The sequence below is a fragment of the uncultured Duncaniella sp. genome (genome assembly GCF_910577345.1).
Taxonomy (GTDB): Bacteria; Bacteroidota; Bacteroidia; order Bacteroidales; family Muribaculaceae; genus Duncaniella.
The window spans coordinates 1-25,167 of sequence record NZ_CAJTMT010000040.1 but is presented as its reverse complement, the minus strand read 5'-3'; the positions used below and the strand labels follow the sequence as shown (position 1 = coordinate 25,167).

20 protein-coding genes and 1 tRNA gene are annotated in these 25,167 nt (G+C 52.7%); 7 read left to right on the top strand and 14 right to left on the bottom strand.

Features of this window, described 5'->3' with window-relative positions; translation table 11 throughout:
• Nucleotides 1-371: 371 nt before the first annotated feature.
• The 4 genes from raiA to QZ310_RS12540 all read right to left on the bottom strand — a co-directional run bounded on the left by raiA (nucleotide 372) and on the right by QZ310_RS12540 (nucleotide 3,317).
• Nucleotides 372-665: a ribosome-associated translation inhibitor RaiA gene (gene raiA, locus QZ310_RS12555; RefSeq protein WP_297073377.1), complete on the bottom strand. Its 294-nt coding sequence runs from the start codon at nucleotides 663-665 to the stop codon at nucleotides 372-374.
• Entirely contained in the window at nucleotides 655-1,605 is a 951-nt protein-coding gene (locus tag QZ310_RS12550; RefSeq protein WP_297073373.1) for a tyrosine-type recombinase/integrase, read from the bottom strand. The genes raiA and QZ310_RS12550 overlap by 11 nt, the downstream gene beginning before the upstream one ends.
• Nucleotides 1,606-1,746: 141 nt before the next feature.
• The gene (locus tag QZ310_RS12545; RefSeq protein WP_297073371.1) at nucleotides 1,747-2,955 is read right to left on the bottom strand and encodes a PspC domain-containing protein; all 1,209 of its coding nucleotides are present in this window, start codon (nucleotides 2,953-2,955) and stop codon (nucleotides 1,747-1,749) included.
• The gene (locus tag QZ310_RS12540) at nucleotides 2,952-3,317 is read right to left on the bottom strand and encodes a PadR family transcriptional regulator (RefSeq protein WP_297073369.1); all 366 of its coding nucleotides are present in this window, start codon (nucleotides 3,315-3,317) and stop codon (nucleotides 2,952-2,954) included. The genes QZ310_RS12545 and QZ310_RS12540 overlap by 4 nt, the downstream gene beginning before the upstream one ends.
• A gap of 355 nt (nucleotides 3,318-3,672) precedes the next feature.
• On the opposite strand from QZ310_RS12540, the gene dapA reads away from it, so the two are divergent.
• The gene (gene dapA / locus QZ310_RS12535) at nucleotides 3,673-4,536 is read left to right on the top strand and encodes a 4-hydroxy-tetrahydrodipicolinate synthase (RefSeq protein ID WP_297073366.1); all 864 of its coding nucleotides are present in this window, start codon (nucleotides 3,673-3,675) and stop codon (nucleotides 4,534-4,536) included.
• Between the two features lie 221 nt (nucleotides 4,537-4,757).
• Here dapA and QZ310_RS12530 read toward each other — a convergent pair whose 3' ends face one another.
• The 3 genes from QZ310_RS12530 to QZ310_RS12520 form a co-directional block, all read right to left on the bottom strand.
• The gene (locus tag QZ310_RS12530; RefSeq protein WP_297073364.1) at nucleotides 4,758-5,573 is read right to left on the bottom strand and encodes a M23 family metallopeptidase; all 816 of its coding nucleotides are present in this window, start codon (nucleotides 5,571-5,573) and stop codon (nucleotides 4,758-4,760) included.
• 74 nt (nucleotides 5,574-5,647) lie between these two features.
• Entirely contained in the window at nucleotides 5,648-6,121 is a 474-nt protein-coding gene (gene ndk / locus QZ310_RS12525) for a nucleoside-diphosphate kinase (protein ID WP_297073379.1), read from the bottom strand.
• 325 nt (nucleotides 6,122-6,446) lie between these two features.
• Nucleotides 6,447-6,521, bottom strand: a tRNA-Val gene (locus QZ310_RS12520).
• Nucleotides 6,522-6,846: 325 nt separating this feature from the next.
• On the opposite strand from QZ310_RS12520, the gene QZ310_RS12515 reads away from it, so the two are divergent.
• The 6 genes from QZ310_RS12515 (at nucleotide 6,847) to QZ310_RS12490 (ending at nucleotide 11,624) form a co-directional block, all read left to right on the top strand.
• On the top strand, nucleotides 6,847-7,140 hold the full coding sequence (locus QZ310_RS12515) for a hypothetical protein (protein WP_297073362.1): 294 nt from the start codon (nucleotides 6,847-6,849) through the stop codon (nucleotides 7,138-7,140).
• The gene (locus QZ310_RS12510; protein WP_297073359.1) at nucleotides 7,140-7,487 is read left to right on the top strand and encodes a cell division protein ZapA; all 348 of its coding nucleotides are present in this window, start codon (nucleotides 7,140-7,142) and stop codon (nucleotides 7,485-7,487) included. The genes QZ310_RS12515 and QZ310_RS12510 overlap by 1 nt, the downstream gene beginning before the upstream one ends.
• A gap of 187 nt (nucleotides 7,488-7,674) precedes the next feature.
• A complete protein-coding gene (gene rny / locus QZ310_RS12505) occupies nucleotides 7,675-9,216 on the top strand; it encodes a ribonuclease Y (RefSeq protein ID WP_297073357.1) in 1,542 nt (513 codons plus the stop codon).
• Between the two features lie 15 nt (nucleotides 9,217-9,231).
• Nucleotides 9,232-10,620 (top strand): regulatory iron-sulfur-containing complex subunit RicT, encoded by a 1,389-nt coding sequence (gene ricT / locus QZ310_RS12500; RefSeq protein WP_297073354.1) that lies wholly within the window; start codon nucleotides 9,232-9,234, stop codon nucleotides 10,618-10,620.
• A complete protein-coding gene (locus QZ310_RS12495; protein ID WP_297073352.1) occupies nucleotides 10,617-11,096 on the top strand; it encodes a gliding motility lipoprotein GldH in 480 nt (159 codons plus the stop codon). Before ricT ends, QZ310_RS12495 begins: the two co-directional genes overlap by 4 nt.
• A gap of 123 nt (nucleotides 11,097-11,219) precedes the next feature.
• Nucleotides 11,220-11,624, top strand: a complete 405-nt coding sequence (locus QZ310_RS12490) for an N-acetylmuramoyl-L-alanine amidase (protein WP_297073350.1) — start codon at nucleotides 11,220-11,222, stop codon at nucleotides 11,622-11,624.
• A 137-nt stretch (nucleotides 11,625-11,761) separates the two neighbouring features.
• Here the strand turns inward: QZ310_RS12490 and QZ310_RS12485 are convergent, their stop codons facing one another.
• The 7 genes from QZ310_RS12485 to QZ310_RS12455 all read right to left on the bottom strand — a co-directional run bounded on the left by QZ310_RS12485 (nucleotide 11,762) and on the right by QZ310_RS12455 (nucleotide 24,736).
• Nucleotides 11,762-13,105, bottom strand: coding sequence for an inositol-3-phosphate synthase (locus QZ310_RS12485; RefSeq protein ID WP_297073348.1), 1,344 nt, complete (start codon nucleotides 13,103-13,105; stop codon nucleotides 11,762-11,764).
• A 922-nt stretch (nucleotides 13,106-14,027) separates the two neighbouring features.
• The gene (locus QZ310_RS12480) at nucleotides 14,028-15,041 is read right to left on the bottom strand and encodes a 2-oxoacid:ferredoxin oxidoreductase subunit beta (protein WP_297073346.1); all 1,014 of its coding nucleotides are present in this window, start codon (nucleotides 15,039-15,041) and stop codon (nucleotides 14,028-14,030) included.
• A gap of 4 nt (nucleotides 15,042-15,045) precedes the next feature.
• Entirely contained in the window at nucleotides 15,046-16,896 is a 1,851-nt protein-coding gene (locus tag QZ310_RS12475; protein ID WP_297073344.1) for a 2-oxoacid:acceptor oxidoreductase subunit alpha, read from the bottom strand.
• Nucleotides 16,897-16,955: 59 nt separating this feature from the next.
• Nucleotides 16,956-18,371, bottom strand: a complete 1,416-nt coding sequence (locus QZ310_RS12470; protein WP_297073342.1) for a dihydroorotase — start codon at nucleotides 18,369-18,371, stop codon at nucleotides 16,956-16,958.
• 41 nt (nucleotides 18,372-18,412) lie between these two features.
• Nucleotides 18,413-19,153, bottom strand: coding sequence for a polyprenol monophosphomannose synthase (locus QZ310_RS12465; RefSeq protein WP_297073339.1), 741 nt, complete (start codon nucleotides 19,151-19,153; stop codon nucleotides 18,413-18,415).
• A gap of 274 nt (nucleotides 19,154-19,427) precedes the next feature.
• On the bottom strand, nucleotides 19,428-21,524 hold the full coding sequence (locus tag QZ310_RS12460) for a RagB/SusD family nutrient uptake outer membrane protein (protein ID WP_297073337.1): 2,097 nt from the start codon (nucleotides 21,522-21,524) through the stop codon (nucleotides 19,428-19,430).
• Between the two features lie 20 nt (nucleotides 21,525-21,544).
• Complete coding sequence (locus tag QZ310_RS12455) at nucleotides 21,545-24,736, bottom strand: TonB-dependent receptor (RefSeq protein ID WP_297073335.1); 3,192 nt, start codon at nucleotides 24,734-24,736, stop codon at nucleotides 21,545-21,547.
• Between the last annotated feature and the right edge of the window lie 431 nt (nucleotides 24,737-25,167).

Below are 25,167 nucleotides of genomic sequence, written 5' to 3'. Positions count from 1 at the left end.
GGCTAATAGGGCGGATAGGATTAATAAGTCAAATAGGGCTAATAAGTCAAATAGGGCTAATAGGGCGGATAGGATTAATAAGTCAAATAGGGCTAATAAGTCAAATAGGCCTAATAGGGCCAATAGGCCAAATAAGCCAAATAAGCCAAATAGGGATAATAGGTCTAATAGGTATGCGGAAAAGGCGCACCTTTGGGGGTGCGCCTTGTTGCTGTTATTTTAGATTTATATTGCAGTTATTTTAGATTTATGTTGCAATTATTTTTAGATTTTTGTTGGGGTTATTTCTGATTTATATTTGTTGGGGGGTGTTATTTGTGAGAGTTATTTGTCAGATTTATGTCTGTTTGGGTTGGGGTTGTTGGGTGGGGTTATTTTTTGTTTTTGATTTTTTCGAGTTGTTTGTCGAGGGCTTCCATGCTGAGGTCGATTGCTTCTTCGAAGGTGTCGGCGGTCTTGGTGGCTACCTGGTCGGGTTCCTGGGGAACGGTGAGGCTGACGATTACCTCTTTGTTGAGGGCTGTCTCAGGCTTTACCACACGGAGCGACACTTCGGCACTCATTACATTGGGATAACGACGGGTAAGTTTTTCTATTTTCTTGTTGATAAAGGAAGTGAGTTTCTCGCTGATGTCAAAGTGGATGGCATTGATGTTAATTTCCATATTTTCCTCCTTTTTTTAGTGCACGCGGGTGTGCGAGTTGGTAATTATTTTTAAGTTCACTGTAAGTGACGTGAGTGTAGATCTGCGTCGAGGCGAGAGATGCATGGCCAAGCAGTTGCTGGACCGAGCTGATGGGTGCGCCGGCGTTGAGCATGTCTGTGGCAAATGAATGGCGCAGCACATGTGGACTGAGGCGCGAGGCGTGAACATTGCCTTCGGTGAGGGTGCGGTTGACCACACGATAGACCAATCGACGGTAGAGGGGCTGACCTGTGCGGGTGACCAGAAGGGGTGACTCGCGGTCGAGAGGGGAGATGGAGGTTGATGGAGAGGCGTCGCGCAGGCGACGGTAGGTGTCGATGGTCTCGGAGAGTTCGGGACCGATAGGTATTATTCTTTCTTTATTACGTTTTCCGACCACTTTTAGTTCACCCTTGCGTGTGTCAGTATTGACATCGAGAAGTCCGGTGAGTTCGGAGCAGCGCATACCTGTCGAGTAGAGGAGGTTGACAATGAGGTGGTCGCGGATGAGGGTGAAGTCGTCGGGGGCTTCGGCATCTTCCTCGCGGGCCTCGTCGATGATGCGGGCCGAGTCCTCGGGGCGGACATAGACGGGGAGGTCTTTGGGGAGTTTTGCAAGGGTGAGTCCTGTTGCGGGATTGGCGGGAAGGCCGTGGCGCTTCATGAGGAAACGGAAGAATGCGCGGAGCGATGATGCCTTGCGGCGGATGGAGCGGACCGATATGCCTTCGGCGGCGAGGGTGCCGATCCAGAGGCGCAGATCGGAGGTGGTGACGTCCATCGGGGAGAGTGTTTCCGGGCGGTTGCCGGTGGCGAAGTCGGCCCAAGCGTTGAGGTCGGCGCGGTAGGCGCTGACTGTCAACTGCGAGTAGTTTAACTCAAGGCGCAGATAGTCGAGGAATTGATCTATCAGTTTCATGGGCTTCGCCGTGTTGGTTTGTTGTCGGTGGCGAATATAGGAAAAGTTTTTGAGAAAGGCAAGTTTTGACGCGATTTTTAGCGGAGAGGAGGTTTGGGGAGAGTGGAGAGTGGAGAGTGGAGAGAGGAGAGAGGTTTGGGGTCAGGCGGCTATTGAGGGTGCTATGAGGGCGGCTGTGGGGACGGCTGCGAGGAGTGTGTCGTGGATGGAGAGGAAGGGAGAATGAGAGATGAGGCCGGTGATGGGTGCCGAGTCGGTGACGATGGTGTTGATGCAAGCCCAGGAATCGGTGTAGGAGTTGCCGGAGTGTTCGGCGATGGCGAGGAGGACTACAGCGGCAACGATGAAGATGACTTCAAAGATGACTGTGGTGATGACGATGGAGGTCGAGGGGGCTTTGGCCTTGAAGATGGGTATGCAGGCATAGCGTGCGACGGCCACGCAGGGAATCAAGACGGCGATGAGGACGCAGATGTAGCCCCAGCTCTCGAGGATGGGTGCATTGGAGTCGGCCCATGAGAGACCTTCGATAATCACGGGATTGCCTGCGATTGCAAAGAGGGTTATACCGGCGACGGCTGCGAGGAGCACGCAGATTATTGCGAGGGCCCCAAGGCCGAAGACCACTCCGAAGAAGCCTATGATGAGTTTTGCGGCTACAGAGAAGAAGGTATTTATGTTGGCGGAGACAGTCGAAGAGTTTTCGTTGGGGATAGGGGCTGCCGGGGGGACGGAGTTGTTGATGACGGTCTGGCCGATGTTGTCGAGGGTGACAGGCTGCCCCTGCATTTCAAGAATCTCGCGCGGGGTGCGGGCGACGGGGATGACCATCCATGCGACAAGGTAGATGATGATGCATGGCCAGAAATAGGTGCAGAGGGTGAGGATGACGGCGAGGATGCGCATGATGGTGACATCCCATCCGAGATACTGGGCGAGCCCTGCGATGACTCCGCCGAAGACTCCGTGGCGCACGTCGCGGTAAAGTTTCTTGTGGATAGGCGGGGGAGGGGTGGCTGTCCCGTTGAAGGGAGGAACTGCCTGTCCGGCGTTTTCAGAGCCTTCGCTTGATTCTGAGGCGGTTTCAGTTTCGTCGGACAGCTCTTCGGGGCGTCCCATTGTCTCGATGACGCGGTTGACATCTTCAAGGACTATGACGTTGGCTCCGAGGCGGATGCGCTCGTCGAAATGCTCGGAGATGCGCGATTCGATGTCGTTGACGATTTCTTCACCTTCCTCGCCTGTGAAAGTTGCACGAAGCTGCGAGAGGTAGTCGAGGAGGAGTTTGTAGGCATCTTCATCGATATAGAATATGTTGCCGTTTATGTTGACGGGAAAAGTCTTTTTCATTCTTCAGAGGGGTTTGAGGTGTTTGAGGAAATAGTTGAATCGGAGAGAAGAAGGGTCACGGAGCGGGAGATGTCGTCCCAGGAGCTTTGGAGCTGCCCGAGGAATTCGAGGCCGAGAGGGGTGATGGAGTAGTATTTGCGCGGTGGACCTTGCATGGATTCTTCCCAGCGGTAGGCGAGAAGTCCGTCGTTTTTGAGGCGGGTGAGGAGGGGGTAGAGGGTTCCTTCCATCACGATGAGGTGAGCGTCCTTCAGGCGTGCGATCATTTCCGAGGCGTAGGCGTCGCCACGCTTCAGGAGGAGAAGCACGCAGAATTCGAGCATCCCTTTGCGCATCTGTGATTTGAGATTGTCAATGTTCATGATTTTCGGGGTTTTGATGAGGAGTTTTGATGTTGTCGACGATGCAAAGGTAGGGGATTGTAAGGTACTATGCAATACAAGGTACTTGGAATTAACAAAGTTTAAGGATTGGAAGGGGGATAAGGCTAATAGGGCTAATAGAGGGGGGCGGGGTTGCAGGTTAGGAGAATAATTTGTAATTTTGCAAGAAAATAGGCAATTTCGGTTTGATGTTGTAAGGTGAAGTGAAAATTAGCTGTCATTTCATTAGCAGGTTGAACATTAAGGGCTATTTTATCTGTTTAAAGTATATATACACTGACGCTATTAATAATATAGATTTCAATTTTTTATGTCAACTGAGCATTTACGAGGGATGGGGGTAGCGCTTACGACCCCTTTCCTGGAGAACGGAGACATCGACTATCATACGCTCGATATGCACCTTGACTATCTGATAGATGGCAAGGCTGACTATATCGTCGCGCTCGGAACAACTGCCGAGACCCCGACTCTCGGCTCTGATGAAAAACATGACCTGGCTCTTCATATCCTTGATTATGTTGGCCACCGCTGTCCGGTGGTGATCGGTATCGGAGGAAATTCGACACGCAATGTCGTGAAGGAGCTGCAGGAAACAGAACGTCTCAACGAGTTCGACGCTATCCTTTCGGTGGTTCCCTACTACAATAAACCGACGCAGGAGGGTATGTATCGCCATTTCGTCGAGATTGCCAAGGCTTCGCCTATTCCCATCATACTCTATAATATTCCCGGGCGCACCGGTGTGAACATGAACACTGATACCATCATCCGTCTGGCCAAGGAGTTTCCGGGCAAGATTATCGGTATCAAGGAGGCAAGCGGCAACATGCAGCAGGCGCAGGAGGTGATTACGCGTCGTCCGGAGGGTTTCCTCGTGATTTCAGGCGATGATTCGCTTGCCCACAGCATGATTCGCATCGGCGGTGACGGTGTGATTTCGGTGCTTGGCAATGCTTATCCGGCTCAGTTTGTGGATATGATTCACCATAGCATGGAGGATGAGACTCCGGAGAGTGCGGCGAAATTGCATCAGCAGTTCTCGGCTCTCTATTCGCTTCTGTTCAAGGATGGAAATCCTGCGGGAATCAAGTGTATGTTGCATATACTTTTCCCGAGATATAAGGAGGTGTTGAGGCTTCCGCTTGTGCCTGTGACTGATGAGACGCGGCGCGGGCTTGAGAAGGAGAAGCTTTAGGAGATTGAACAAGGAAATAAAAACCCCGGAAGGAACAGATGGTTTCTTCCGGGGGTTATTTTTAATAGGGCTGATAAGCCTAATAGGGCTAATAGGGCTAATAAGTCAAATAGGGCTAATAGGCCAAATAAGCCAAATAAGCCAAATAGGATTTAGCTGATGGGGGAGGGGATGGGAGAGAATGGGGAGGAGATGGAAGTAATTGGGAGGGATTGTGGGGGTTACTTCCTTGCTGTGCGGCGGGTTGCTTTGCGTTTGCGTGAAGCGTAGGTCTTTTTGCGCTTGGCGGGGGTGTATTTCTGTGATTTGCCGTAGGTGCGCTTGTCGAAGGCGAAGAGGTCCTTGTGGGGTACGCCGTTTTCGAAGTCAATGATTGCTGCGGGGTTGATGGGGATGCCGAGGTAGCGTGTCTCGAAGTGGAGGTGTGCGCCGGTGCTTCGGCCTGTGTTGCCACCGAGGGCGATGGGTTCGCCTGCTTTCACGAACTGGTCGGGCTTGACGAGGAAGCGGCTGAGGTGGCCATAGACGGTTTCAAGGCCATTGTCGTGGCGGATGACAACGTAATAGCCGTAACCGCGTCCCTCATATTTCGTAAGGCGGACTTTGCCTGAGAATGCAGCGCGGACGGTGTCGCCGACCTGGAGTTTGAGGTCAATGCCGTAGTGCATACGACCGAAACGTGAGCGGTAACCGTAGTTTGATGTGATGTGTCCGGGAGTAGGGGTAGTATATTCGGATACGTCTATGTCTTTATGGTCAGGAATTGTAACAGCAGTTCCGTAGGGGTTCACACGGTCGCTTGTCCAGAATGATGAATAGATTTCGTTGTTGATGGCGGCTTCGCGCTCTTTAATCTGGTTGAGGAGAAGGTCGTTGTTTTCAATCTTGAAAGGATTGACCGATGGCTTCTGGTTGGCGATGAGAGAGTTGTGTTGGCTGGTATGTGAGGCAGGGAGCTTGAGCTGTGCCTGTGCTGTTACAGCGGCGGCTGAGATGAGGAGGGCTGTGAGGAGGGTATTAAGTTTAATAAATTTCATTGTCTACTTTATGTTTTTTTCCGGCAAGAGGAGCGATAATGAATTGGTTTAAGGTCAAGGGGAGAGGGGTAGAGTTAAGGTTTGGGGTAGTCCTGCTCGCAATAGATGAAGGGAGTCAGGATGGGAGTTCGGTCAAAAATCTCGTCGGGCGAGAAGAATCTCTTGATTTCGGCCTCGGCATCTTCGGGGGATGAGGATGCGTGGATGATGTTTTCCTGATTGGAAACCGCGAAATCGCCACGGATTGTTCCGGCGGCTGCCTGACGGCCGTTTGTCGCACCGGTCATTGTGCGGACAACGGAGATTGCGTCGACACCTTTGAGGACCATGACGATGACCGGCGAAGCGGTCATTGACGCGAGGATGAGGGGGAAGAAATCGCGGTCCACGAGGTGGGCGTAGTGCTGGCGCAGAAGCTCTTCGGAGAGTTTCATCATCTTCATGCCGGTAATTGTGAGGCCCTTCTGCTCGAAGCGGGAGAGAATCTTGCCGACAAGAGCGCGCTCGATGGCTGATGGCTTGAATATGATTAGAGTCTGTTCCATAATTTCAGTTTTAACGAAAATTTACATTTTTCGTTCTTACTCTTCAAAGGTAGTCATTTTGAACTATTTGAAAAAATCGTGTCAAGCCAAAAAATGTGAATCGGGAAAAATTGTTTTTGGTTTCTGAGGGTAAATATTTGTGGTGTAATTGTTTAGCTATTAGTGTGAAAATACCCTAAAATATTAAAACGTGTTTTCACACTTGGTTTGCAGTGTGAATTGATGTTAATTATTGTATTTTTGTGTATGAATTTTTTAACTATTTTAGGATTTGTAGATAAAAGAAAATCGAACCGCGACAAGTGTGTCGGATTCGATTTCTAATCTGTGGGCGCTGAGGGATTCGAACCCCCGACCCTCTGCTTGTAAGGCAGACGCTCTGAACCAGCTGAGCTAAGCGCCCTTTCTCGCTTTGAGCACTGCAAAGTTAGGGACGTTTTTTTGATTGACCAAATGTTTTTGAATATTTTTTTGAAAAAATTTTGTCGGGGAGGGGCGAGAAATGTCGTTTTGGGTGAATATTATGTTGATATATAAGATGTTGAGGGCTGATGTGACGACGTGGAAAATTTTTCAAAAAAAGTGAGGCCAATATCTGAGTCGCGGACAGGAGAGAGTCGGAGGGGTGGATTTTTTGTTAAATAGTGTTTCGTCAAATGAAATTTGCTGACTATATAAAGATGGATTAAGGAATAAATTATTACTTTTGTGTGAAAATTTAGAGAAGCATGGCTGCCAACCTACAGGAACGAATCGAGAAAATCCAGGCGAAAGCCGCCTTGATGGTTGAGCGCTATGAGCATCTCCGCCTTCAGCTCGCCGAGGCGCGCGACCGCATCGAACAGCTCGATGCCGTCGTGGACCGTCAGCGACGCGAGATAGAGGAGCGGGACCGGCAGATAGAATATCTGAAGGTAGCATCGGTGCTTACGCCCGACCACCGCGACGTGGAATCCACCCGCGCCGTGCTCTCTGAATTAGTGCGCGAAATCGACAAGTGCATCAACCAGTTAAGCCTTTGATGACTGAAAAGATTCTTAATATATCAATCCGTATCGCCGATCAGCCCCGAATGCCGCTGCGCATTCCTGCAAGTCAGGAAGAGATAGTCAGGCGCGCCGAGGCCAATATCAACGAGCTGTGGCGCAAATGGTCAGCGATGGATGATTTCAAAGACAAGTCCTCGGCCGAGATACTCGCTATGGTGACCTTCAGGTTTGCCCAGATGTATTTCACGGCCATGGAGACGTCGCTCAGGGTCGACAGGACCCTCGAAGGACTGGAGAGGAGCCTCGACAAGGTGCTCTTCGACCTAATGCCGGATGGCAGGCCACGGCAAGAGAGCCGCAACAGCCTGTCGGAAGTCTGACACACGCCAAGCGTTCCGGCGGCCATTGACAGCCGGAGAAAAAACGAATTCACGCACGCTCAGATCTTTGAGCCGGCGATGATGGCATTCCCGCCCGTCGGGGAGGCTGTCGGAGGCCGGACGGAGAGATGAACCGTGCATTTTTATTATATATATTTATCACATATAATTCCGTATTCCTAACCTTATGGATATATTATTCTACATCTGTGCGGCGCTCATCGGAGCGGCCATCGGAATTGCGATACTCGTTGGGGTGCAGCGCGCCACAGCCCGTTCGCGAGCCAAGACTATCATCGACGATGCCAACCGTGAGGCCGAAGTAATCATGAAAGACAAGCTGCTCGAAGCCCGCGAGCAGGAGCTCAGAATCAAGACCGAGGCCGAGAAGCAGGCCAACCAGCGCCTTTCGCGCATACAGAGCGAGGAGTCGAAGCTCAAACAGCGCCAGACTCAGCTCAACCAGCAGCAGAGCGAGAATGCCCGTGCCCGCAACGAGAACGAGCAGACCCGCCAGAACCTTGAGGCCCAGATGGTCGTGGTCGAGCAGCGCAAGGAGGAACTTGACCGCCTGCGCCGCACCGCCCAGGACACTCTCGAACACATCTCAGGCCTTTCAAGCGAGGAAGCTAAGGAGAAGCTCATCGACTCGCTCAAGGACGAGGCCAAGACTGCTGCAAGCGCCTATATCAACGACATTATGGACGAAGCCAAGATGACGGCCAACAAGGAGGCCAAGCGCATCGTGGTCCAGTCGATCCAGCGCCTCGCCACAGAGACCGCCATCGAGAACTCCGTGACAGTCTTCCACATCGACAGCGATGAAATCAAGGGCCGCATCATCGGTCGCGAAGGCCGCAACATCCGTGCCCTCGAAGCCGCGACCGGCATCGAAATCATTGTCGACGACACCCCCGAGGCCATCGTCCTCTCCGGTTTCGACCCCGTGCGCCGCGAGATTGCCCGCCTTGCCCTCCATCAGCTTGTGGCCGACGGCCGCATCCATCCCGCACGTATCGAAGAGGTCGTTGCAAAAGTGCGCAAGCAGATTGAGGAGGAAATCGTTGAGACCGGCAAGCGTACAGCCATTGACCTCGGTATCCACGGTCTCCACCCCGACCTTATCCGCATGGTCGGCAAGATGAAATATCGTTCGAGCTACGGTCAGAACCTTCTCCAGCACTCGCGCGAGACGGCCAACCTCTGTGCCATCATGGCTGCCGAACTCGGCCTCAATCCCAAGAAGGCTCGCCGTGCAGGTCTGCTCCACGACATAGGCAAGGTGCCCGACGAGGAGCCCGAACTCCCCCACGCACTCCTCGGTATGAAACTTGCCGAAAAGTACAAGGAGAAACCCGAAATCTGCAACGCCATCGGCGCCCACCACGACGAGATCGAGCAGACATCGCTCCTCGCTCCCATCGTGCAGGTCTGCGATGCCATCTCGGGCGCACGTCCCGGCGCACGCCGCGAAATCGTCGAGGCATATATCAAGCGTCTCAACGACCTTGAACAGCTCGCCCTTTCATATCCCGGTGTCATCAAGACCTACGCCATCCAGGCAGGCCGCGAGCTCCGCGTCATTGTCGGTGCCGACAAGATTGACGACGTCGAGACCGAGAAGCTGTCGAGCGAAATCGCCCGCCGTATCCAGGACGAAATGACTTATCCCGGACAGGTCAAAATCACCGTTATCCGCGAGACCCGCTCCGTCAGCTTCGCCAAGTAAGAGGGAGGGCCGGAAATGGAAGAAAAAGACCGACGTTGTCCGCGCGGGAAGCTCCACTGCTGCAATTGGCTGGAGGATATTCCCGGCGGCATGACTGACTTCGATATTGTCGAAGTGCAGTTCAAGAACACCCGCAAGGGGTTCTACCGTAATTCAATCAACCTTGACCTCGCTCCGGGCGATGTCGTGGCCGTAGAGGCATCCCCGGGCCACGATATAGGCACCGTGACACTCACCGGAAAGCTCGTCGCGCTCCAGATGCGACGCGCAAATGTGAAGCCCGACGCTGAGATACGCCGTGTGTTCCGCAAGGCCAAGCCTGCCGACATCGACAAGTATGAGGAGGCAAAGGCCCGCGAGAACGACACGATGATTCGTGCGCGCAAGATTGCCGAGTCGCTGCATCTCAACATGAAGATTGGCGATGTCGAGTATCAGGGCGATGGAAACAAGGCTATTTTCTACTATATCGCCGACGAGCGCGTGGATTTCCGTCAGCTCATCAAGGTGCTTGCCGAGACCTTCAAGGTGCGCATCGAGATGAAGCAGATTGGTGCGCGTCAGGAGGCGGGCCGCATCGGAGGCATCGGTTCCTGCGGCCGTCCGCTGTGTTGCGCGAGCTGGATGACCAACTTCGTGTCGGTCGGCACGAGCGCTGCACGCTATCAGGACATATCGCTCAATCCGCAGAAGCTTGCGGGGCAATGTGCGAAGCTCAAATGCTGTCTGAATTTCGAGGTTGACACCTACGTTGAAAGCTCCAAGCAGATGCCCGGACGCGAAATCCGTCTTGAAACGCTCGACAATACATACTATCACTTCAAGACCGACATCTTCAAGAAGCAGATAACCTATTCGACCGACAAGCAGATTCCTGCCAATCTTGTCACGATCGATGCTGAACGTGCCTTTGAAGTGATTGAGATGAACCGCCGTGGCGAGAAACCGGCTGAACTCGTGCGCGAGGGTGAGCCGAAACCGGGTGTGAAACCCAAGCCCATCGACCTTGCGTCGCAGGACGACCTCACCCGTTTTGACAAGGCCAAAAAGAAGAAGCGCAAGAAGAAACCGGCTGCAGGCAATGCGCCCCAGCAGGATGGTCAGGCAGCTCCGTCGCCAAAGCAGGGTCAGAAGGGTGAACAGCCCCGGAAGAATGAGCAACCGAAGGGTCAGCAGCCGAAAGCTGATGACTCCAAGGGTGAGCTGCCCAAGAACGGCGAGCAGGCCGAGCGCAAGCCCCGTCCCAAGAAGCCCAAGAAGCCGCAGGATGGCGGTGGGCAGAAACGGGAGCAGGGAGCCGGAGGTGATAATCAGCAGTCGCAGCAGCCCCGTCAGCAGAACGGCGAACCGCAGCAGCCGCGACCCAACCGCATACCGAAAGCTTTCCGTGACAACAAGGAATGATGCGCGCGCTTCTATATAATATATGTGTGGCCGTGGCGGCAGCCGTAGGCTTCGTGTCGTGTGGCGGTGAGCGTGACTACAGCAGTTGGGCCAATCTTCCGCAGGAGGGTTGGATCTTCACCGATACAGTCTCGCTCCTTCCGGTCGACACATCGCTTACCGACAATGATTCGCTTGTCAACGGTGCCATAAAGGTTGCCTTGCGTCACGGAAATTCCTACCGCTACTCCAATCTCTGGCTTGAGCTGACATATCACACAGACAACCGGCGCACCGTGCGCGACACGCTCAACATCCGTCTGGCCGATGTCTACGGCCGTTGGCTCGGGAGCGGATTCGGCGCATCGTATCAGCAGGAGGTGACCGTCAAGCCCGAAGGGGTGATTGATGTGACGCGCCCCGTGGCCATGCGCCATATAATGCGCGTCGACACCCTCCGTGGCATCGAGCAGGTCGGCATCGAAGTGATAAGATAGGGGATTTCGCCTTTGGGCGTCTTTCCGCTTGCAGATATTTTATAGCCCTTTTGCATTATCGCACCTTTCTGGTCGGAAAGGTGCGTATTTTTGTGGTGTAAAACCCTTAAACATTAAAATATCATGAGAAAAATCACAAAAATCATTGTGCATTGCACAGCGACAAAGGCGGGACGGGAAGTGACAGTGGCGGAAATCGACGGTTGGCATAGGGCGAGGGGCTTCAGGTGTATCGGCTATCACTATCTTGTGAATCTGAAAGGGGAGGTGTCCGCGGGACGTCCGGAGGCGGAAATCGGGGCGCATTGTCTGGGGCAGAATGCGGAGAGCATCGGTGTGGTCTATGCCGGAGGTCTGGCAGCAGACGGCACTCCGGCCGACACGCGCACACCCCGGCAGAAAACCGCTCTTCGAGAACTGATTTCAGACCTCCGCAGGCGCTTCCCATCTGCCACCGTCCACTCCCACTACGAATTCGCCGCCAAAGCCTGCCCCTGCTTCGATGCGGCTGAGGAGTATGGGGCATAACACCACTCCTGAGGCGGCAAAACAAAAGGTGCGGACTGTCGTCGCGACAGGCCGCACTTTTTTCATTTCATTTTTCTTTCCTTACGGTTTGGGCTATAATATTGCCAATGTGATGAATGTGTATGTATTCAATACAATTAGTCAATTTCTTCGTCAGCCTCGTAACCGCCCATCTCGCGGATGGCATTCTTCAGCATAGTGTACTGCTGGAAGAGGTGGTTAACGGGAACTTCACCCTTGGTGTAGTCGTGCATCGGGCTCTTAAGGAAGAAGCTGAGGAAGCGCTGGATGCCATGACGGCCGGCGCGGGCAGCGAGGTCGCTCAGAAGCACGAGGTCGAGACAGAGGGGAGCTGCGAGGATTGAGTCGCGGCAGAGGAAGTTGATCTTGATCTGCATGGGATAGCCCATCCAACCGAAGATATCGATGTTGTCCCAGCCTTCCTTGCTGTCGTTGCGCGGGGGATAGTAGTTGATGCGCACCTTGTGGTAGTAGCCCTGGTGGCCACCCTCTTCTGCACCGCCGCAGTTGGCGTTGTAGAGATCGGGCTGATCCTCGGGAACGAGGATTGACTCGAGGGTAGAGAGCTTGGAAACCTCCTTGGTGCGGAAGTTAGCGGGTTCGTCGAGCACGAGGCCGTCGCGGTTACCGAGGATGTTGGTTGAGAACCAGCCGTTGAGGCCGAGGCAACGGGTGCCGATGATGGGGGCGAAGCCTGACTTCACGAGAGTCTGGCCGGTCTTGAAGTCCTTACCTGCGATGGGCATACCGGTCTGCTCGCTGAGTTCCCACATTGCGGGGATGTCGACAGTGGTGTTGGGGGCACCCATGATGAAGGGAGCACCTTCCTTGAGGGCAGCGTAAGCATAGCACATCGAAGGAGCGATGTGTTCCTTGTCGTCAGCCTTCATTGCAGCCTCGAGAGCCTCGAGAGTGCCGTGAACCTTCTCGTCAACGGGAACATAAACTTCGGTAGAAGCGGCCCAGAGGACAACGACGCGGTCAACACCGTTTTCTTTCTTGAAGTTGCGGATGTCTTCGCGGAGCTGCTCGGCCATTTCCCAACGGGTCTTTTCGCCCATCACGTTGTCGCCGTCAAGACGCTTTGCATAGTTCTTGTCGAAAGCGGCCTTCATGGGGACGATCTTTTCGAGTTCGTCCTTCACGGGCTCGATGTCCTTCTCCTGAAGAACTTCAGCATACATTGCGCTCTGATAAGCGTTTGCGGGATAAACGTCCCATGCGCCGAACACGATGTCGTTCAGGTCGGCCATAGGCACGATGTCCTTGTAGTGGAGGTATTTTTTGTCTGCGCCTTTGCCTACGCGGATTTTGTCATATTGAGTCATTGAGCCAACAGGCTTTGCAAGACCTTTGCGGGCCATGAGGACACCGGTCATGAAGGTGGAGGTTACTGCTCCAAGTCCTACTACGAGTACGCCAAGCTTACCGTCGGCGGGTTTTACAGTAGATTTAGTCATGATTGTTGCTTACTATTTAATAGTAAATTATTAAGGTTATATTTGATTTGTTTCGTTGTTTGAATTGATTTGCACCGTGGCCGTCGAAGCCACCTGTCCCAATCAGCCCCCAAAAGTACTGCTATTTTTTCTAATGTGAAATAATTTTTATTTAAAAAATCCCATACTATTCTAAAAAATAGTTGAATAAAGCACGATTATGTGAAAAATAGCTAAAACAACCCCATTTAATACCCTAAATATAAAATATATGTTAACGTGGCGGGCGCCACCTTAGAAAGATGGTGAAACATTGCGATTAATCTATAAAATCATAATACAATCTGAATCTAAATCACAACAAAAACATAAAATGTATCTCAAAAGACATAAACTGCATCCCAAGAGACATAAACTGCATACAAAAAACATAAACCGCATTTCAAAAACACTAATTGTAGGGACGCGCTGTAGCGCGTATGCCCAATAAAATAGGAAATAATTCTCATTCCGGATGGCAACTAACAAGCTTATGATATCTCATGTCGGGTAGCAATTAGTAAGCTGCGGAGCAGCTTATTGGCTGCCATCCATCAGTATAGTGCCAAAACGTAGCTGCTATATAACTACCCGTTTGTTATTTTTATTTAAGCTGGTGATGGAATCATCATTTGGACTTCGCAGTTTACCGGCTACTCTCCGGCAGGATGATGCCAAAGGGCTGCTATGCCGGCAGGATGGCATCAAAACATAGCTCCGCAGCTTCCCGGTTGGTATTAGGTAATATGATGTTAGAAAACGGGGGAGATATATACGGCTAAAGCCATAAATGCCGATGTTGTTTCATCAGCATTTATGGCTTTAGCTTATTCCGGCTTTCCCGATGCTGGAATTTCGTTGGTGTGAAATTTGCAGTCGGAAAATGTTCTTGTCAATGAGATTCTTATTCCACTGTCCAGGTTTCGCCGGCGAGGACCATGTCGCGGAGGGATGAGAAGTTTTTGCGGGCGCGGACTTCTGCAACCTGCTCTTCGACTGCCTGGTCGTAGGCGATGGAATCGACATCGCGGATGACACCGAGTGCGAGGGGGAGGTCATGGCCGTCCATCATGGCGAGCTGCTGGTGGAGGAAGTTGGAGGGGGTGTGGGCGTCATGGACGAGCACGTCGTCGATGGTGTAGCCGTTCTCGCCGACTTTCACTGCCTTGAGGAGGAAGCCGTCGCGCACGAGGCCCATTTCCTTGTCCTTGCCGAAGAGCATCTTCTCGCCGTGGACGAGGTGGATGGTGCGCTCTGCACGGTGTTCCTTGTCGGTGATGAAGTTGTGGATGCCGTGGTTGAAGATGACGCAGTTCTGGAGGATTTCCACGACTGACGCACCTTTGTGGCGGGCGGCGGCCACGAGGACTTCCTGAGAAATCTGGAGCTCAACGTCGATGCTGCGGGCAAAGAAGTTGCCGCGCGCACCGAATACGAGCTCTGCGGGGATGAAGGGATCCTCGGTTGTTCCGTAGGGTGACGACTTCGAAACGAAACCACGGTCGCTGGTGGGGGAGTACTGACCCTTTGTCAGACCGTAGATTTTGTTGTTGAAGAGGAGCATGTTTATGTCGACATTGCGGCGCACTGCGTGGATGAAGTGGTTGCCGCCGATGGCGAGGCCGTCGCCGTCACCTGAAATCTGCCATACGGTCATGTCGGGACGGGCTACCTTGAAGCCTGTGGCGATGGCTGCCGCACGTCCGTGGATGGTGTGGAAGCCGTAGGTGTTCATATAGTAGGGGAGACGGGAGGAGCAACCGATGCCGGAGATGACTGCGGTCTTGTGGGGAGGCACGCCGACGATGGCCATTGCCTTGTGGAGTGAGTTGAGGATGGCGTGGTCACCGCAACCGGGACACCAGCGCACTGATTGATTGCTCTTATAGTTGGCGGGGGTAAACTGAGTCTGTTCCATGATATTATTTTTCCTCCATGATTTTGGTTACACCATTCACAACTTCGCTGACAAGGAAGGGCTGGCCCTGGATCTTGTTGATGCGCTTGATGTTGAGTTCGGGGAATTTGGCCTGGAGATAGTCGGCGAACATGCCGGTGTTGAGCTCGGCCACGATTACCTGCTTGTAGCCACGGAGCACTTCTTCAGTGTTGGCGGGAAGCGGGTTGATGTAGTTGAAGTGGGCGAATGCCACGGGCTTGCCTTCGGCGCAGAGTTCGCCGGCGGCGGTGCGGAGGTGTCCGTAAGTTCCACCCCAGCCTACGAGGATTGTGTCGGCACCCTTCGGGTCGAGCACTTCGAGGGCGGGAATGTCGTTGGCGATGCGGGCGATTTTCTCGCGGCGTGCCTTGACCATCTTTTCGTGGTTGATGGGGTCGGTGGAGATTGCGCCTGTGTTGAAGTCTTTTTCAAGACCGCCTACGCGGTGCATGGCGCCTTCGGTGCCGGGGATAGCCCAGTAGCGCACCATGTCCTCGTCCTTGCGGGTGTAGGGCTGCCATGCGGCATCGACCTGGTTGGGGGCGAGCAGCGGAGGATGGATTTCGGGGAGTTCGGAAGCCTCGGGAATGCGCCATGCGCTCGATCCGTTGCCGATGAAGGCGTCGGTGAGGAGGATGACGGGTGTCATGTGTTCCATGGCGATGCGGGCGGCTTCGAATGCCATTGTGAAGCAGTCGGTCGGGGTTGAAGCGGCGACTACAGCGAGGGGCGATTCACCGTTGCGGCCATAGAGGGCCTGCATGAGGTCGGTCTGCTCGGTCTTGGTGGGAAGACCTGTTGAGGGACCGCCGCGCTGAACGTCGACAACCACGAGGGGAAGCTCGGCGATGACGGCGAGGCCGATGCCTTCGCTCTTGAGCGCGAGGCCGGGGCCTGAGGTGGAGGTGACGGCGAGGTGACCGGCGAAGGATGCGCCGATTGCGGAGCAGACACCTGCAATCTCATCTTCCATCTGGACGGCTTTCACGCCGAGGTCCTTGCGCTTGGCAAGTTCCTGAAGGATGTCGGTTGCGGGGGTGATGGGGTAGCTGCCGAGGAAGAGGGGACGGCCGCTCTTCTCCGATGCGGCGATGAAGCCCCATGCGGTGGCGGTGTTGCCGTTGATGTCGGTGTAGACACCGGGGACGGCTTCCTCGGTCTCGATGCGGTAGGTCGAGACGGTGGCATGTATGTTGTTGCCATAGTTGTAGCCGGCCTCGATGACCTTGGCGTTGGCTTCATAGATGGCGGGTTTCTTTGCGAATTTGCCTTTGAGCATACGGAGTGCGCCTTCGAGGGGACGGTCGAAGAGCCAGCATACGAGGCCGAGGGCGAAGATGTTGCGGCACTTGAGGATGCTCTTGTTGTCGAGTCCGGAGTCGGCGAGGGCGTCCTTGGTCATGGCGGTCACGGGGACTTCCACCACCTGGGCCTTGATGTCGAGTTCCTTGAAGGGATCGAGGGTCTCGAAGAGGGCTTTCTTGAGATCGGCTTCCTTGAATGAGTCAATGTCGACGATCACAACTCCACCGGGCTTGAGGAACTTGATGTTCTGCTTGAGGGCGGCGGGGTTCATGGCGATGAGCACGTCGCAGAGGTCGCCGGGGGTGTGGACGTCGACACCGACGCTCACCTGGAAACCTGACACGCCGCTGAGCGAACCCTGGGGGGCGCGCACTTCTGCCGGATAGTCGGGGAAGGTTGACACTTTGTTTCCTAACCCTGCGGAAACATTTGTGAAAATGTTGCCTGCAAGCTGCATACCGTCGCCGGAGTCACCCGAGAAGCGGACAACAACTTTGTCGAGGGTCTTGACATTGGTCTTGTCTAACATAATGTGTGAAGGTTAAAGATTTTATATGTTGTTCATGGTTGAAAAATCCACTACTTTTTTTATTCTTTTCCGTCGGAAGACGTTCCGGATGTGAATCGGAGCGGACTGCCGTGGGGTGTGGCGAATGTGCCACGGTCGTATGCCTCCGTGCCGTTGACGAAGGTTGTCCTCACCTTGGGGGTGAGGCTCATGCCTGCGAGGGGGGTCCATCCGCAGCGTCCGGCAACTTCTGCGTCGGTCACCTTGGAGGGGATGGCGGTCTGGGAGGAGGGTTCGAGGAGGACGAGGTCGGCATAGTAGCCTTCGCGGATGAATCCGCGGCGGTCGAGGCCGAGCAGACGGGCAGGGTTGTGGGCCATCAGTTCGGCGATGCGTTCCGGGCCGGCCGTCTGCAGTTCGGATTCGGTGTCGAGGAGTTCGAGCATGGCGCGGAGCGAGAACTGGACCATCGGCATTCCGGATGCGGCGGTCAGCGCGTCGCCCTCTTTCTGCGAGAGCAGATGGGGCGCATGGTCGGTGGCTATGGTGTCGATGACGCCTCCGGGGAGGAGTTCGCGCAGGAGGGCTATGCGGTCGGAGCTATCCTTGATGGCGGGGTTGCACTTGATGCGCGCTCCGAGGCGGTCGAAGTCGTTGCGGTCAAAGAGGAGGTACTGCGGGCAGGTCTCTGCGGTTACTTTCACTCCTTCGGCCTTGGCTTCTTTGATGAGCTGAAGCTCGTCGGCGGTGGAGATGTGGCAGATGTGGAGATGGGCTCCACTGCGACGGGCAAGGTCGATGGCACGGCGGGTGGCCTCGACACAGGCGCTGCGGGGACGCACGTCGGGGTGGCGCTCCACCGGGATGCTGCCTCCGCACTCTTCGAGGAGCTTTTCGCGCGATGCGCGGATGATTGCCTCGTCCTCCGCATGGACGGCGATGAGGGCCGGAGCCTTGCTGAAGAGGGTCGCGAGGGTGTCGGGGTCGTCGACGAGCATGTTGCCGGTCGATGAGCCGAGGAAGAGTTTGATACCGGCCACGCGGGTGTAGTCGGTGTCGAGGAGTTCGGGGAGGTTATCATTGGTCGCGCCGATGAAGAAGCCGAAGTTGGCAGCGGAGACTTCCGACGCGCGTTTAATCTTGTTGTCGACGGCCTCGCGGGTGACAGTCGCGGGGCGTGTGTTGGGCATGTCGATATAGGATGTCACACCTCCGGCCACGGCTGCGCGGCTTTCGGTCTCGATGTCGCCTTTTTCGGTGAGACCGGGGTCGCGGAAATGGACATGTGTGTCGATGACACCGGGCATCAGTAGGGCGCCTTCGCAGTCGATGACTCTGTCGGCACTCGTGAGGGCGGCTTCGAGTCCGGACACATCTCCGGCCTCCGGCGTGCTTTCATCGAAGATACGGCTGATGAACTGCCCGTCGATGACTATGCTGCCTTTGAAGCGTCGGCCTTCGTTGACGATTTCGGCGTTGTGAAGGAGGGTGAGCATCGTTGCAAAGTATTAAGGATAAAGTATAGAGTATAGAGGGGTTATTTGCGCTCGTATTTGTTGAAGAGGCTTGACCATTTGAGGCGGAGGACTCCGAAGAATCCTTCGCTGAAGATTCCGGAACTCATTTTTGAGGTGCCGAGGACGCGGTTAACGAAGATGATGGGCACTTCGACAATCTTGAATCCGTATTTGTAGGCAAGGAATTTCATCTCGATCTGGAAGGCATAGCCTTTGAAGCGTATGTCGTCCAGCGGAAGTGTCTCAAGGACTTCGCGGCGGTAGCAGACGAAGCCGGCGGTGGAGTCGTTGATGGGCATTCCGGTGACGATGCGGACATAGTGCGAGGCGTAGAACGACATCAGCACCCTTCCCATCGGCCAGTTGACCACGTTGACCCCGGTGACATAGCGAGAGCCGACGGCGACGTCAGCACCCTGGTTGGCGCAGGCATCGTAGAGCTTAAGAAGGTCGTTGGGGTTGTGGGAGAAGTCGGCATCCATTTCAAACACGAAGCTGTAGCCGTGTTGGAGTGCCCATTTGAATCCGGCGATGTAGGCCGTTCCGAGGCCGAGTTTGCCTTTGCGCTGGAGCAGATGGAGGCGGCCGGTGAATTTTTTCTGTAAATCCTTTACAATGTCGGCCGTTCCGTCGGGCGAATTGTCGTCGATAATCAGAACGTCGAATTCTCGGGGCAGTGAGAATACTGCCTCGATGATGGCGGCTACATTTTCCTTCTCGTTGTAGGTAGGAATAATGACCACGCTGTCAACGGTTGTCATGACGGACTGCATAGGGTGTCAGGCCTAATGGGTTTATTTTTGTTGCAAAATTAGTGAATAAACTTTGTCTTCGGCAAATAAATTGCAGAAAAAAATCCTTAATCCTGCACTATCCGTCGAAAATCACCCCCGGCAGGCTGTTATTAGTATCGTTATCTGTTATGTTCGTTTGCTATAATAAAAGTCCTAATCATATCGTAAAAATCGTCCGCCGCTGCTCACGCAGTGACGGACGATGCTCATTATTACGTCATGTAAATATTAAGGTGCTATTTTATTCCGTGACATCTGTATCAACGTTTTCAAGACCTGAAGTCGGTGTCTGGCCATAGCCGTTGTCACCGTATTCATTGGCATTGAGGATTGTTGAGAGGAAGTCAGCTGATACAGGACGGTTGTACATATAAGGTTTGAACGCCTGAGCTGCACGGACATTGTATTTGCCGAGGCGTGACTCAAAAGCATTGTGACGCTTGAGGAGTAACCAACGAGAGAATTCGCCGCAGAGTTCGCGTGCATATTCGTCGAAGATCACATCTTCGTCAACGGATGTCAACTTCCATTCGCTTTCATTGACATTCTGACGAGCGGCACGTTGGCGGAGGGTGTTGAGGTAGTCCATAGCCTTGGTGTTATTTCCAAGCATTTGCTCAGCTTCGGCGGCGATGAGGTAGGCTTCGGCCATACGCATGATGAATACGTCGCCGGTTTTGCGCTGGAGGTTATTGCCTACAAAGCATCCGTCGTAAGACCAGTTAAATTTGATGAGTGCAGGACCTGACTTGGCGTTAGTCTCACCATTGCCGATTGCCGGGGGATTACCTGCATCAGAACCCTTGGCTGTGTTACCGTAGGGAAGTTGGTTCGAACCGTAAAGATCATCAAGAACAACTACGACATAGGGACACTTTGCCTTGTCCTCTGCCGACAGGGGCTCGTGGACATAAACAGTGTTGAAACGATTGTCGTCAAGAGCGATAGGATAAGGTATGGCATAGGCTTTGGTTGTTCCTGCATAGCCTTCCTGATTCATGACAGCAGCCGAGGGCGCAACCTTGAGAAGTTTGCTTGTCTCATTGCCGGTGTAACCCTTCGGCCAGATTGAAGCAGCGTATTGGTTGCCGCCTCCATTTGTGGTAGCGGTTGCACCACAGTCTGCGTAAGGGTAAAGAGTTTCGCCTACATGTGATTTGTCAATACCGTACTTGGTGCAAAGTTCTTCGGTGATGGTCACGAGAGAGCTACTGCGGGGAACCCAACCGGGTTGTTCCATAGAGTATTCGTTCCATGCATAACCGAATGAATATTCCCAACGACGGTCCCATTTAGGATTGAAGCAATACATCAGGTATCTCGACGGTTGCCAGAGCTGAGAATTCTGACGGCCGTAGAAGTAGCCTTTGTCGCTCGGTTTGTGGCCGTTGACAAAGAATTCGCTGTAGAAACCACCGGTTGTGTAACCGAGAAGGAGGTTGTTATGCGGGGCATAAGCGTAAGCTTCCTTGAAGGCATCTGAACCGGGTGCAACGAAGAGGGCTTCTTTGTTGTCACGGTTGTTGGCATCTGCCCACATGTCTGCTATGTCATTGTAGAGGTATGCTCCATAAGTACCGGCATTTGCAATGAGGTCTTCGGCTGTTTCAGCTGCGAGTTTCCAATATTTGTCTGCGTCACCGTACTTGTTGCCGAGGCCTGCACGCTGAGCGTAGGCACGGGCGAGGAGGCCGATGGCTGATTTCTTTGTGACGCGTGCGCGGTTATTCTCAAAAGGAGTGACAGGAAGAACGGGGATTGCTTCTTTCAGGTCTTTTTCGATCTGATCGTAGAAATCTTTTTCAGAATTGCGCTTAGGATAAAGTGCGATGTTGCCTGTAAGAGCTGCGCTCGGTTCGAGATTGAGAGTCACAGGACCGAAATTTGCCACAAGAAGGTAATTGTAGAAAGCGCGGAGTGTTTTGGTCTCGGCGACAAGTATTGCAATATCATCGGCATTACCACCGGAAACGGAGGATGCCTGGTCGATTACGGTATTGCAGTTTGTAATCATTGAGTTGGCCTGCTTGAAAAGCTCCTTGGTACAAGCATAGTCAGGTGTGAAACTTTCGTAGTTCAGCATCTGTTGCCATGCGTCAGCATTTCCTGCGGATACCCAGAGGTCGGTTCCGGTTTCGGCTACGACAAGCCAGCTGTATGATGAGTATAATTGTTCGCTCAATGCATTATAGGAGAATGCTTGCAGACCTTTCCAGGTCTGATAGCTGCTCAAGGATGCATCACCGGCCGAGGGGTTGTACTCGGTGAGTTCGCAGGAGGTGAAGAGACCTGCCATTGCGATCATCGGTAATGCAAATGATTTGATATATTTTTTCATGATGTTTGCGTGATAAAAGATTAGAATGATACGTTCAAGCCAAATACGAGTTGACGGGTGAGGGGGAAGTTGAATGAACCGTTCATTTCGGGGTCATAGCCCTTGAGGAACTTGCTGTTGGCATGAACGAGAGGATTGGTTATTGTGCCGTAGAGACGGAAATGGCTGATACCGATCTTTGAGCAAGCGAGAGCGGGCAATGTGTAGCCAAGAGTGATATTCTTGATTTTGAAGAATGAACCGTCAACCCAGTAGCGTGCTTCGTGGCCGGGGAGTTTCTGCCAGTCGCGTGACGAATCAAGGGCGGGGAAGTCGTTGGACGGATTTTCAGGTGTCCAGTAGTTGAAGTGCTCGGGGAAGCTGCCACCGCCATCCTTGTACCAACCCATTGGGTCATATTTGAACTTCTGACCGTTGCGCCAGTACATATAGATGCTGAGGTCAAACCATTTGTAGGAGAATGTGTTCTGGAAACCGAGAGTCCAGTCAGGACTATTGTGACCGATGATCACGCGGTCATCAGCATTATAGGTATAGGGATCGTTTGCAGTAAATTCCTTGGTTGAACCGTCGCTATAGGTCTTTTCCCATACGCCGTCGCTGATTTTGCGCATTCCGGGCACTTTGATGCGGAGGTCGCCGGGACGGAGGCCGAAGGCTGCGGCATCAGCTTCTTCGCCGAGTTGCCAAATGCCACCGAAATCGTAGCTGCGGTATGAGTTGACGGGGTCACCTACATGGAGGCAGTAGTCACCATTGTCGATGTAGTCCGCAGCACCTGCGCCGAGAGAAGTAACCTTTTCCTTGTTAGTAGAGAAGGTAAGGGTACTTGTCCATGTGAAATCTCTGGTGTCGATATTGTGGGTGTTAACTGTAAGTTCGAAGCCCTGGTTTCTGGTCGAAGCGATATTACGGTTAATCACAAACGGAGTTTTTGAGTCGAAACCACCATTGATAATAGGTACTTCCTGCTTCCAAATAACGGCACTTGTGTTGGTTATGTAGTATTCAGCGGCAACATCAATTCTGTTGTTGAGCACACCGAAATCAAGACCGAAGTTCCAGCTCTTTGAACGTTCCCATGTGAGAGCGGCATTGGAGAGGATCTGGGGGAATTTTGAAATTTCAACCACCTGGTCACCAAGGCCAAGTTTGCCGGTTGTCAGGATGGACCATGAATCGTAGGGGTTGATGCCGGCACCACCGGTTTCACCGTAACCGACACGGAGCTTAAGATTGTTCATCCATGTGCGGGTTGATTCCATGAATTCTTCGTCAGAGATACGCCAACCGACAGATGCGGCGGGGAAGGTGTACCAATGGCCATCTGCAGCGAAACGTGAGTCACCGTCACGGCGAATAGATGCCGAGAAGAGGTATTTGCCCATGAGGTTGTAATTGATACGGCCGACATAACCCATGCGCTTGTGCATTGAGTAAGCAGATGAAATTGTAGGCGTTCCTGTTGCAGTTCCCATATTGGTCCAGTACATCGTATTGGATGGAATGCCTGAATTATAGAGGGAGGAATCGTCGGTCTGGCTTGAACTCCATGAAGTTACACCGGTAATAGTGAACTCGTGGATGTCAGCAAGTTTGAAATTGTAGGTAAGGATGTTTTCCCAGGTGTAACCCCAAGTGCGCGAGTTCTTGATTTCCGCGTTTGTGAGTGAGGGATCATAGAAATCAGGATTCTCAGCTCCGGTACCGGCATTTACAAAATATTCGTATGAATTGTAACCGATGTATTTGGGTCTTGTCGAGTAATTGAAATTACCGCTCATTCGGGATTCAAGAGTAAGACCCTTGATAGGGCTAATCTTGATGTAGGGCTGCACATAAAGACGGAGATTTGTCGGATTGTTGCGATATGCATCCTGGTCACGGTTGAGCAACAAGTTCACAAGATTGGAATTGGCTACCAAGGGGAGTGGATTGAGGTTGCCGTTCTCGTCATAAAGTGTTCCGAATGGATCAGCCATCAGACCACGGTCAAGACGGCAGGTAGTAGTGTTGCGGTTTGAATATGACGCTTGAACATGAACACCGCCGGAAAGCCAGTTGTTGAGCTTGGTATTCAGACGGATAGAAGTCGAGTAGACCTTGTAGCTGTCGTTCTTGTACTGGCCGTTCTCATCGTTGTAGTTGAGTGAGAAATATGCCTGTGTCTTCTCTGTGCCACCCGACATTGAGAGTGAATAATTCTGGGTAATGCCTGTACCGAGTAATTCATCTACCCAATCAATGGTTTGACCGGCAGCGAGAGCTGCTTTATATGCCTCAAGAACTGAATCATCCTGCACGCTTCCTGAATATTTCTGTGCAAGCTCACGAGTGCGGATGTTTTCTTCAGGAGAGTTCATCTTGGGAGTTGTCGACCAACCGTTGACACCCATGTAGGCCTCAAAGTTGACGCGCATCTTGCCTTCCTGTCCCTTTTTGGTTGTGATGATGATGACACCGTTGGAGCCTTCAGAACCATACACAGCGGTTGATGAAGCGTCCTTAAGAACCTCGATGCTCTCAATGTCATTTGGGTTAATAGTAGCATAATCTCCGGGCATACCGTCAATTATGAAGAGCGGAGTGCCTGAAGCACTGATGGATCGATTGCCACGGAGCTGAATGTTGAGACCTTCACCGGGCTGACCGGAGGTCTGGGTGATGTCAAGACCAGACACTCGGCCCTGAAGGGCTGCCATGGGGTTGGAGGCAGGGGTGAGGGTAATGACGTCTGATTTTACTGAAGAAATCGCGCCTGTGAGGTCACGTTTCTTTACTGTACCGAAACCAACAACCACGACGTCGTCAAGTACGTTGTCGTCGGGTTGCATTGTCACTTCGATTGAGTTGGTCTTTCCGACCTTAATGCTCTGTGACTTGTAGCCGATGTAGGAGAAATGGAGGACTGCTCCGGGGCGTACGTTGAGAGAAAAATTACCGTCGAGGTCAGTTGCAACGCCTGTTTTTGTGCCTTCCTCGATGACAGATACGCCAATCATAGGGTCGCCGTTTTCGTCAAGTACTGTACCTGTGATACGGCTGGTGGTTGCAACCTGCTGAGTGTCAGAAGTTTGACCCCCCCTATTGCCGGAAGCCTGAGCTGTCAGTGCTGTTCCGCCCATGAGGCAAAGAGCAAGCGCCGCACAAGCCAATTTCCTGTCACTGAGGGTATTGATGCTCAATGAAGGGGTCTTGGGATTCTTTTTCATGATGCTGGTGATAAGATTGAGAGTAATAAAAAATTAGACTACGATGAAGTTCCGTTATTAAAGGAAATTTAAGGTAATTTTCATAAATTATGGCAAATGTAGATAAAATTTTTGTATTATGGCAAGGTTTTGGAGGAAATTATATATAAAATGTCCGAAAATGGACATTTTGTATCCATATAGGGGACAAAATAGGTGAAAATCGCGATAAAATGTGTCCGATTTTAGAGAGTGATATTGTAAAAAAGGCGACCGGGGTTATTGTAGGGATGGCGGGGGAGGGATAGGGCTAATAAGCCTAATAAGTCAAATAAGCCTAATAGGGAGGATAAGTCGAATAGGGCTAATAAGCCTAATAAGGCTAATAGGGCTGATAAGCCTGATAGGTCAAATATGGCTGGGCCTAATGGGGGGAGGGGATTTTATTGGGG